The sequence below is a fragment of the Pseudomonas floridensis genome, from assembly GCF_002087235.1.
GTDB lineage: Bacteria > Pseudomonadota > Gammaproteobacteria > Pseudomonadales > Pseudomonadaceae > Aquipseudomonas > Aquipseudomonas floridensis.
The window spans coordinates 1-1,085 of the sequence record NZ_MUIO01000126.1; the positions used below are offsets into that span (position 1 = coordinate 1).

1 protein-coding gene and 1 pseudogene are annotated in these 1,085 nt (G+C 60.6%); both read left to right on the forward strand.

Annotated elements, in window-relative coordinates; translation table 11 throughout:
* Positions 1-790, forward strand: a pseudogene (locus BZK31_RS30695) (ATP-binding cassette domain-containing protein); the annotation flags it as partial.
* A 59-nt stretch (positions 791-849) separates the two neighbouring features.
* A partial coding sequence (locus BZK31_RS25420; RefSeq protein ID WP_157900794.1) for a PAS domain-containing protein occupies positions 850-1,085 on the forward strand: 236 nt, incomplete at its 3' end.

Below are 1,085 nucleotides of genomic sequence, written 5' to 3' on the forward strand. Positions count from 1 at the left end.
CCGGCGGTCAGCGCCAGCGGGTGATGATCGCAATGGCACTGGCTTGCGAGCCTGAACTGCTGATTGCCGACGAGCCCACCACGGCGCTGGATGTCACCGTCCAGCGCAAGATTCTTTTGCTGCTCAAGGCGTTGCAGCAGCGCCTGGGCATGTCGCTGCTCCTGATCAGCCACGATCTGAATCTGGTTCACAGCATTGCGCAGCGCGTCTGCGTGATGCGCGCTGGAGAAATCGTCGAGCAGTCCGACTGTCAAAGCCTGTTCAAGGCGCCACAGCATCCGTACAGCCGTCTGCTGCTGGATGCCGAACCCGCCGGCGAGCCTCTGACCCGCGATACACGGGAAAAGGTGCTGGAGGTCGAACACCTGAAGGTCTGGTTTTCGTTGACCGGCGGCATCCTGCGGCGACACAGGGAATACCTTAAAGCCGTCGACGATATCAGCCTGAGTATCGAGCGCGGCAAGACGCTGGGCATCGTCGGCGCATCGCCATTGCCCGGGCGCTGGTACTCAAACCCGCGCTGATTCTGCTGGATGAGCCGACTTCTGCACTGGATCGCACCGTACAGAAACAGGTGGTGGCGCTATTGCGTGAGCTGCAGGAAAAACACGGGCTAACCTATCTGTTCATCAGCCACGATCTGGCGGTGGTCAAGGCTCTGGCCCATGATGTAATCGTGGTCAAGGACGGCAAGATCGTCGAGCAAGGTGCCAGTCATACGGTATTCGACTCGCCCACGCACCCTTACACTCGGGAGTTGCTGGCGGCAGCGCACCCGGGGTTCGCTTGATCGCAGGAAAAAACGGGCAGTCTGTGCGGCCAGGCGCCCGCGTCATCACGGAACATCCCATGAACGACAATAATCTCAACGACCATCAGGGCATCCAGCGGCTGGCGATCCGTTCGTTGTTCGAAATCATCGAGCAATCGAGCGAGGGCACGGTGATTGTCGACAAGGACGCCCGTATCGTCTGGATCAACGAGCGCTACGCCCGACGCTTCGGCCTGCAGGACCCGACATTGGCCATCGGCCAGCCCTGCGAGAACGTGATTCCCGGCAGCCTGCTGCGCCAGGTGGCAAACAA